At 37.7% G+C, this 8,580-nt stretch carries 8 protein-coding genes and 1 pseudogene; 3 read left to right on the top strand and 6 right to left on the bottom strand.

The window, feature by feature from the left end; translation table 11 throughout:
* The 3 genes and pseudogenes from ACSHXM_RS19750 to ACSHXM_RS19740 form a co-directional block, all read left to right on the top strand.
* The coding region (locus tag ACSHXM_RS19750) for a substrate-binding domain-containing protein (protein WP_435691763.1) at positions 1 to 943 on the top strand (943 nt) is incomplete at its 5' end.
* A 76-nt stretch (positions 944 to 1,019) separates the two neighbouring features.
* A pseudogene (gene rluF, locus ACSHXM_RS19745) lies at positions 1,020 to 1,748 on the top strand (23S rRNA pseudouridine(2604) synthase RluF); the annotation flags it as partial.
* Positions 1,749 to 2,061: 313 nt separating this feature from the next.
* Entirely contained in the window at positions 2,062 to 2,253 is a 192-nt protein-coding gene (locus ACSHXM_RS19740; protein ID WP_435691761.1) for a PLDc N-terminal domain-containing protein, read from the top strand.
* A gap of 10 nt (positions 2,254 to 2,263) precedes the next feature.
* Here the strand turns inward: ACSHXM_RS19740 and ACSHXM_RS19735 are convergent, their stop codons facing one another.
* The 6 genes from ACSHXM_RS19735 to ACSHXM_RS19710 all read right to left on the bottom strand — a co-directional run.
* Positions 2,264 to 3,991 (bottom strand): SLC13 family permease, encoded by a 1,728-nt coding sequence (locus tag ACSHXM_RS19735; RefSeq protein ID WP_435691759.1) that lies wholly within the window; start codon positions 3,989 to 3,991, stop codon positions 2,264 to 2,266.
* Between the two features lie 17 nt (positions 3,992 to 4,008).
* A complete protein-coding gene (gene cysN / locus ACSHXM_RS19730) occupies positions 4,009 to 5,418 on the bottom strand; it encodes a sulfate adenylyltransferase subunit CysN (RefSeq protein ID WP_435691757.1) in 1,410 nt (469 codons plus the stop codon).
* 2 nt (positions 5,419 to 5,420) lie between these two features.
* Positions 5,421 to 6,209 carry a 3'(2'),5'-bisphosphate nucleotidase CysQ gene (cysQ, locus tag ACSHXM_RS19725; RefSeq protein WP_435691755.1) on the bottom strand — a complete coding sequence of 263 codons (789 nt, stop codon included), beginning with the start codon at positions 6,207 to 6,209 and terminating at the stop codon, positions 5,421 to 5,423.
* A complete protein-coding gene (gene cysC, locus ACSHXM_RS19720; RefSeq protein ID WP_435691753.1) occupies positions 6,209 to 6,805 on the bottom strand; it encodes an adenylyl-sulfate kinase in 597 nt (198 codons plus the stop codon). The genes cysQ and cysC overlap by 1 nt, the downstream gene beginning before the upstream one ends.
* On the bottom strand, positions 6,805 to 7,719 hold the full coding sequence (cysD, locus tag ACSHXM_RS19715; protein WP_435691751.1) for a sulfate adenylyltransferase subunit CysD: 915 nt from the start codon (positions 7,717 to 7,719) through the stop codon (positions 6,805 to 6,807). Before cysD ends, cysC begins: the two co-directional genes overlap by 1 nt.
* 150 nt (positions 7,720 to 7,869) lie before the next feature.
* The coding region (locus ACSHXM_RS19710; RefSeq protein ID WP_435691748.1) for an EAL and HDOD domain-containing protein at positions 7,870 to 8,580 on the bottom strand (711 nt) is incomplete at its 5' end.

Below are 8,580 nucleotides of genomic sequence, written 5' to 3'. Positions count from 1 at the left end.
TGACTACATACCTCAATCCCACAGAGACCGGTTTAATAGTGTTGAATACATTCAACACTATCTTAAACGATTAAAACAACCCCCTAGTTTGATTCTGTCACCTTTTTTCTTGGGGGCTGAAGAAAATTTTCTAAAACTGTTAGATCGAAAATCTATTCCTTTTTTTAGTTTAAATACAAATGTTTCTAGAGAGCAGTATTCATTGTTAGGAAAACCTAGGGAGCGATTTCCTCTTTGGATTGGTCATATGTCTCCAAATGATGTTTTGGTGGGAGAGCGTTTAGCTGAAGCCTTATTACATCATTTTCGAATAGATAAAAATTGTAGCCAGGAAGATTGTAACGCAAATTTTTATGGTTTTACTGGATTACCGTTTGCGGCAGTGAGTAAACAAAGAGCCCAAGGGGTAGAGGCGGTTATTCAACAAGATAAAAGTAGCCGCTCATACAATATCGTGTCAGCTGACTGGCGTCGAAATATTGTTAGAGAAAAAATGAAAGCCGTGTTGTATCGTCATAAGGATATTGACATTTTTTGGGCTGCGAGTGATACCATGGCTTGGGGGATCATTGACGGAATTAATGCTAACAAATACACACATAGGACTTTGGTTGGTGGAGTTGATTGGGCTCCTGAGTCAATTCAATATATTAAAAATGGCGACATGGATTTAAGCCTTGGTGGACACTTTTTGGAAGCTGGATTAGCCTTGATTTTATTTTATGATTATCTCAACGGTGTTGATTTTGCGAAAAGCCATGGTGTTATAATTGAAACAAAACTATCTGAACTCAATCAAAAAAATGTTGATACATTAGGGCGATTTTTAGAGGCGCCTAAATGGAATAAAGCTGTATTGAGGCAATACAGCAAATTTAATAACCCCATAAGAAAAAATTACGTGTTTGATCCGAAGACTCTTATCAGTCAGCAATTAAAATAAGTTAATTTACTTTATTTCAGTATAAAATAATGAAACAACCTGCAACTTCCTGCCCAATATATGAGTGTGAATATTAATGTCATTAATACGATTAAATAAATTTATCAGCGATTCCGGTTATTGCTCTCGTCGAGAGGCTGATAAATTAATCGAACAACAGCGCGTTAAAATCAATGGCAATATACCTGAGCTAGGTACAAAGGTTTCTCCTGGTGACAAAGTTACGGTAGACAATCAAAGTATTGCAGCTAGCGCTCAGAATAAGTCTGATAGAGTATATATTGCGTATCATAAACCAGTGGGAATAACGTGCACTACTGAGCGTCATGTTCAAGGAAATATTGTTGATGCAATAGGTCATAAACAACGAATTTTTCCAATAGGTAGGCTAGATAAGCCCTCTGAAGGTTTAATTTTTTTGACCAGTGATGGGGACATAGTTAATAAAATTTTAAGAGCCGAAAACGCCCATGATAAAGAATATGTTGTAACGGTTAATCGCCCTTTAACAGAGCACTTCATCAAAAAAATGGCGAACGGTATTCCTATTTTGGATACAGTGACCAAACCCTGTGTTGTCACTATGCAAAGTAAAATGGTGTTTCGAATTGTATTAACGCAAGGTCTAAATAGGCAAATTCGGCGAATGTGTGAATACCTTGGTTATGAAGTTACTAAACTGAAACGTTCACGCATTATGTCAGTAAGGTTGGCGGGTTTAAAACCGGGTCAATGGCGCAATTTAACCGAAGAAGAAATGGCAGAAATTAATCTCGCAGTACAAGGCTCTTCTAAAACAGCTATATAGCTAAAGGCTAAATTTATTGTATTTCATATCTGAGTAATATGTTGGAACCGTCTACGTTTGAGGTCCTATGAGTCTAGGCTGCTTCAATTGACTATCAGTCACTTCTAATACCAATGCGTATGAGTATAAAAACACACATTCCTTAAAAATTGGTTAAAACACTTATTATTTAGCCAAAAACACTCACCATGAAATCAACCACACCCCTTATCTTATTGAATTAATTGAAGTTTAATTTTGGAACAGTCATTGCTGTGTACAATGCATCCAACGAAATATAATGAATGTTGGCATAAAAGGAGTACTAAATATGTTTGCTTTTTTAGGTGGGGTTGTCTTTTTTATCTTTTGGATCATTCCTGTTATAGCGATAATTGTTTCCAATAGAACCAGAGGAGGGGAGAAAGCAGCGTGGATTTTAGCTGTTATTTTTGTCTCTTGGTTTGCTTGGATTTTTTATCTGTTATTAGCCCCGCTAAAATCAGAGACTTATCGAGCCTAAATGGCTTTAATTAAAGTCCGTATGAGTGTTTAAGCAGCAGCAATACGATTGTTGAATAACAAATTGATATTGGCAGGCCAAATTTAATGAAGTGTTTAAATTTATAATTACTCGCACTAAAAACTAAAAGATTGGTTTGATATCCGTATGGAGAAATAAAGCTAGCACTGGCAGCAAAAGCTACGGCAAGAGCGAAGGGCATGAGTGGAGCTCCCAATAACTCAACCATGCCATATGCAAATGGAAACATAAGCGCAGCAGCAGCGTTGTTAGTGACTAATTCAGTTAATACTAGTGTAAGTACATAAATACAGACTAACGCCCATATGGGGCTAACAGAGGATGCCCAAGGGTATATGGCTTCCATCAGATAGCTAATTACCCCGGTTTTCTCTAATGCGGTGGCTAAACTTAATGCACCAACAATGACTATTATTAAATTTAATGGAATATTACGTTTAATTTCATTGTTTGAGGTGACACCACTTATAACCAGTGTAGCTAAGAAGAATATCAAACCTGTCACTAGACTAATGACTGAACTTGCAGCCAATCCAACCGTAACTATAAACCCACCGAATGTTATCCATTCCTGCTTTCGACTGAGTTTTGTGGTCATTTTCTTTTCAGATAAAATAAAGAAGTTTTTGACTAGGTTATGTCTTTGCATAAAGTCAGGTCCAGTGGCGAGTAACAAAAAATCACCGGCTTGCAATTTTAGTTCGCCTAATTTTCCTGATAGTGACTCTCCATCTCTTCGAATCGCTACAACAGCGGCATCAAACAAGGCTCTAAAACCTAAAACCTTGAGTGTTTTTCCTATAATAGGTGCTCGGTTAGAGATTATCACCTCTGTTAGGTTTTCTCTTAGTAACCCATTAGACTCAGCGAAAAGTTTCAAACCTTTGATATGACTTAAATTATCGACATTTTGTACATTGCCAGTAAAAATTAACTTGTCACCTGCACTGATGACAAAGTCTGGCGTAATTGGTGTGATAAGTTTTCCGTCTCTTGCGACTTCTATTAGAAATAGCTCAGGTAGGTTGCGAAGATGATTTTCTTCTACAGTTTTACCCACCAACTCGGAATCTGCATCTACATCGGCTTCGATAAAATAACTTTGGTATTGATTATTTTTGTTTTCAATTTCGGGTAATAAAGGGGTCATTAAAAACATTAATAAACCACAACTTAAACCGGCAACTAAACCATATAGGGTAAAGTCCCAAAAGTTAAAGCCAGGGTGGCCATGTTCAATCAAGAAACTATCAACGATTAAGTTAGTAGAAGTACCAATTAAGGTTACAGTGCCTCCTAGAATGGCGGAATAAGATAATGGAATAAGCAGCCGCGAAGCATGGTGGTATTGGTTTTGTTTCACTGGGCCGATGAGGCTAGCCACAATCGCCGTGTTATTTAACAAGGCTGATGAAGCAAAAGTTAAACCAAATAGACGCCAAAAACTTGTTTTAAAATTAGCGGTGACTAGGGTTCGGGCTAAACGCTTAATTAACGATGTTTTATCGACGGCCGAACTGACCAGTAATAACAAAATTAATGTGACTAACCCTTGGTTAGTAAAGTTGTTTAACACATCATTAATGACTAACGTTTGACTAGCGAGCAGAGCTAATAAGGACGCGGCAAAGATGAGGGAAGGGCGCTGGTCTGTTAAGACAAGCGCCACAATAGTACTGGCAAATATTGCTAAAACCAGATACTGATTAATATCCATTTAATTGTATCTTGTTATTAAAGCTTAGTGATGTCGGTAGCATTCCAATGTGGAAAGTGCTTTCTAACTAACGCATTAAATTCAAGTTCGAACTCTGAAAACTCTGACTTGTTAGCATTTTCTTCTGCCGCATTAATAATCATGCCTGCACCAACTGTACCGTTAGTTAAACGGTCAATAATGATAAAGGCACCTGTTGTGCGGTTTTGTTTATAAGGGTCACAGGCGACTGGCTGTGTTAGTTTAATTTTACCTACCGCAATTTCGTTTAATTCTAAACGAACCGCGTCTTTATGCTCCATAGAGTTAACATCAATTTGATAGTCGATATCAGTCACACTGCCCGGTACAAATTTAGTAGCAAATTTAAACCCATATTGTTTATGAGGCATGAGTGGCTCTTCGTCCATCCACACTAAGTTGGTCACATAAGTATTAGAATGTAATGGCAGATTTTCACTTTTAACAATCATGTCACCACGAGAAATATCAATCTCATCTTCCAAAGTTAAGGTGGTAGTTAAAGGCACATAAGCTATGTCTTGTTCACCCTCGAAGTTTACAATTGCTTTCACTTTTGATTGTTTGCCAGATGGTAACGCTGTAACGCTATCACCTGGTTTGATTTGACCAGATACCACTGTACCTGCAAAACCTCTAAAATTAAGGTTAGGGCGGTTTACATATTGTACTGGGAAGCGGAAATCATCTAAGTTAAAGTCTTTGTCAACTTCAATGTTTTCTAACATCTTCATCAATGTTTCACCTTGGTACCAAGGTGTACTTTCACTGATGTTTACCACGTTGTCACCTTCAAGAGCGGATAACGGGATAAACTGAATATCTGGTATTTCTAATTGTTTAGAAAACTCCAAATAATCTTTCTTAATCTCTTCATATACAGACTCACTGTATTCCATTAAATCCATTTTATTGATGGCAACAACAACGTGTTTAATGCCTAATAAAGAAACTAAAAACGAATGTCTACGAGTTTGCGTTTTAACGCCAGCACGTGCATCAATCAAAATAATTGCTACATCACAAGTTGAAGCTCCGGTAACCATGTTACGGGTATACTGTTCGTGGCCAGGAGTGTCAGCAATAATAAACTTGCGTTTGTCTGTGGAAAAATAACGATACGCCACATCGATAGTGATACCTTGCTCACGCTCAGATTGTAAACCATCCACTAATAAAGCTAAGTCAACTTTTTCGCCGGTTGTGCCGACCTTTTTACTGTCTTTTGTAATGGCAGCTAATTGATCTTCAAATATCATTTTTGAATCATGTAACAAACGACCAATTAGGGTACTTTTCCCATCATCAACGCTGCCACAAGTTAAAAAACGCAACATGTCTTTCTTTTCATGTTGGTCAAGGTAGCCCAAAATGTCGGACTGTAATAAGGTATTTTCGCTATTCATAATTAGCAACTCACTAGAAAAAATGGATTTAAAACGGAATCTTTTTGATTATATCGAAGAGGTGAAGCATCTTCTCTCAAAGGGTCTTTGGCATCTTCAATTATGGTCACTTTGCCACCAGCTGCCTCAACCACTGCTTGTGCTGCGCCTGTATCCCACTCTGATGTGGGGCCCAAACGAGGGTATAAATGTGCAGCACCTTCAGACACTAGGCATAATTTCAATGAGCTCCCCATAGCGACCAATTCAGTGTTGCCGGGCAAAGATTCAAGTAATGCTTGGATTTCTGGACTTTGATGTGAACGACTGCCGACTATTTTCCAAGTATCACCTTTAGAGTGTTTCTTAGGACTTATAGCAACCTTTTCACCTGATGTTATTTTATAGGCACCTTGGCCAACAACGCCAACATAGGTTTGTTCTAATACGGGAGCAAAAACCACACCAAAGATAGGTACACCTTTGTCTATTAAAGCTATATTTACCGTGAACTCACCGTTCTTTTTAATAAATTCTTTGGTGCCATCTAGGGGATCGACTAACCAATATGATTGCCATGAACTACGTTCTTGCCAACTAATATCGGCCGACTCTTCTGATAAAATAGGTAAGTCTGATACCGCTTTTAGACCAGCAACAATACAATTGTGTGCAGCTAGATCGGCTTCAGTTAGCGGGCTTTCATCAGATTTTTCATATATCGCAAAATCTTTTTGATATATATCCATGATCTTTTCACCAGCTTGGTGGCTTAGATCAACAATACTTTGAATAAGAGTTTCATTTAACATTATGCAATAAACCCTTTTTCTTTTAGTAACTCAAAAATTTGTTCTGCAGATTCTTCGGCTGTTTGACCTGAGTAACTTAAAGTGATTTCTGGCGACTCAGGTGCTTCATAAGGCGAATCAATACCAGTAAAATCTTTAATGTCACCTTGCCTAGCTTTTTGATACAAACCTTTTGGATCGCGTTTTTCACATTCGGCCAAAGGTGTATCGATAAAAATTTCAACAAATTCAGACGAGTCTAATAAATTACGGCAATAGTCTCTTTCACTTTTAAACGGTGAAATGAATGCGGTTAACACGACTAGGCCAGCATCGACGAATAACTTTGCAACTTCACCAATTCGTCTAATGTTTTCTACTCGGTCTTTATCACTAAAGCCTAAGTCACCACATAAACCATGACGCACATTATCACCATCTAATAAATAGGTGTGTTTGTCGTGTTCGGCTAGTTTCTTTTCAAGTAAGTTGGCTATGGTCGATTTTCCCGAACCACTTAAACCGGTTAACCACAAAACGCATGGTTTTTGAGTTTTAGCCTGAGCTCTCCTAACTTTATCCACTTCATGTTTATGCCAAACAATATTGGTTGCCATTAGAAGTATCCTTCCATTTTTTTCTTCTCCATTGAACCAGAAGAATCGTGATCAATGACACGACCTTGTCGTTCTGAAGTTTTAGTTAACAGCATTTCTTGAATAACTTCAGGTAAGGTCGCTGCTGTCGATTCAACAGCTCCTGTTAATGGATAGCAACCTAAGGTTCTAAAACGAACTGACTTCATTTCAGGTGTTTCACCTTCTTCTAAAGGCATACGATCATCATCAACCATAATGAGCACACCATCTCTTTCTACAACGGGGCGAGGTTTAGCAAGGTAAAGTGATGGAATTTCAATGCCTTCCATGTAGATATATTGCCAGATATCTAATTCGGTCCAGTTTGACATCGGGAATACACGAATGCTTTCGCCTTTGTTAATTTGTGAGTTGTAGATATTCCATAACTCTGGACGTTGGTTTTTAGGATCCCATCTGTGATTGTCATCACGGAAAGAATAAACTCGTTCTTTGGCACGAGACTTTTCTTCATCTCGTCTTGCTCCACCGAAAGCTGCATCAAACTTATAGTGGTCTAATGCTTGTTTTAATCCAGCTGTTTTCATGATGTCAGTGTGTTTAGCACTGCCGTGGCTAAATGGGCCCACATTCATTTTCAGACCGTCTGGGTTAATGTGAACCAGAAGGTTTAAATCATGTTTTTTCGCCATTTGATCACGAAATTCGATCATTTCGTGAAATTTCCAAGTGGTATCTACGTGTAACAAAGGAAAAGGAATTTTTCCTGGAGCAAAAGCTTTGCGAGCTAAGTGTAATAAAACAGACGAGTCTTTACCTACAGAGTAAAGCATCACTGGGTTGTCAAATTCTGCAGCAACTTCACGGAAAATATGAATACTTTCAGCTTCAAGTTGTTTTAAATGAGTCACAGTTGATATTGAGTTTGTCATGTATCTCTCACGAAAATAGTGTGGTTTATATGAAATAATTCTATATATAGAACGATATCAAAATATTTAGAGGACTGGTATATCTATTTGAACTATTACTTAGCATTTTGAACTATTTAAAGGGGATATGTTTAGAAGGGATTGATAGGCCTATTGCAAAGACTTGTTTCGTTCGCTCGCCCACTGCAATGCTTGTTGAAATAGTTCGGAGGTTTTGTCAGCATCAATACTCATTTTTTTGCAATAGGTCTCGATTGTTTCCCACTCAGCGCTTTCGTACATTTCGCATAATTGTAGCAAATTGGCTGAGGCACCTTGACGATTCACTATCGCTTCTTTGATTTCGTTAGAAATTGGCAGTATGTTCATTAACTCTTTAATATCACCGTCAACTAATGCATCTATTAGTGACAATAATCCGACTAAAAATGCGGATGACTCAATACCTTTCAAAATATGTGTTTGCACCATAAGCTCACAAAATCTTGCTCTGGCTAAACTCATTACGGTAAGTTGTTCTGGTTTGTTTTCAGAGAATTGCGCTGTAAATAACAAAGATACAAATCGTTTTAACTCTTCGTTACCTAAAATAACAGTGGCTTGTTTGATGGTTTCAATTTTCTTTATTCGTTTAAAAATAGGAGATTGTAAATAACGCAGTAACTTAAAGGATAGATTGACTTCAGCTTCGAATATTGAAGTGACGGCATTAATATTAGGTTCCGATTTATTCATTTCTGACATTAGGTTAATGACAGACATTTGTGCGGGATTAAATGATACGGACTTAATAACCTCAGGACGACTGAAAAAATATCCCTGAAAATATTCGCAACCTAAAGATATGGCGTGTTGATACTC

The organism is Paraglaciecola sp., assembly GCF_051252315.1.
Lineage (GTDB): Bacteria > Pseudomonadota > Gammaproteobacteria > Enterobacterales > Alteromonadaceae > Paraglaciecola.
Note: the sequence above shows the minus strand (reverse complement) of the source record. Positions and strands in the feature narration are given on the sequence as shown.